The organism is Tepidimonas sp. (assembly GCF_046292505.1).
Classification (GTDB): Bacteria; Pseudomonadota; Gammaproteobacteria; order Burkholderiales; family Burkholderiaceae_C; genus Tepidimonas.
On record NZ_JBKBQX010000168.1, the window covers coordinates 1 to 783 of the forward strand.

The window sequence follows — 783 nt, forward strand, 5'->3', positions numbered from 1 at the left end:
GGACCGCTGCGCGCGCTCGGTGTTGCCGAGCAGCTCGGTCTGCTGCGCTTGCAATTCGGCAACCTGGCGCTGCAGCTCGCTTTGGCGCAGGCGCGGTGCGTAGCCTTCGGCCACCAGGCTGGCGATGTTGCGCAGTTCCTCCTGCAGCAGAGCGAGCTGTTCGCGCCGGCTCGGCAACACACCCTGGTAGGCGCGCAGCAGGGCCTGCTGGCCTTCGATGGCTTCGTCGATGGCGCGCAGCTCGGCCTGCAGACCGTCGCGGCGCGAGCGCAGCAGCTGCTGCTGGGCCTGCATCTGGGCCGCGATCCAGGGGTCGTCACGCGCGGCGAGCAGATCCTCATGCCAGGCGATGGTGGGGCTGCCAGCCTGCTCGGCCAGCAGGCGGCCCTGCATGGCGCGCAAGCCAAGATAACGCTGGCGCACGGCCTCGTAGTTGGCGCGTGCGGCTTGCTCGTCCAGCAATATCAGCGGCTGGTGCTCCTGCACGACGTCGCCCTCCCGTACCAACACTTGGCGCACGATACCGCCGCTGAGGTGCTGCACCGCTTTGCGTTTGGTGTCGATGGCCACGACCCCGTGCGTCGGTACGCCCTCGTCCAGCGGGGCCCACGCCGCCCAGGCCAAAAAGCCGCCAAAACCCAGCAGCAGCGCCAGCACGCCCCAACGGGTGGCGCGGCTGGCCGGGCGGGGCTGCAGGGAGTCGGCACCAGGGACTGCGGCACCGTGCTGGGCCGACAGGCCGGTGCGCGCGCCGGCAGGAGAGGTGATTTCGTTCATGGGTTC

1 pseudogene is annotated in these 783 nt (G+C 70.2%); it reads right to left on the reverse strand.

The features are described 5' to 3' along the window. Positions 1-783: pseudogene (locus ACK4TH_RS12520) on the reverse strand (secretion protein HlyD); the annotation flags it as partial.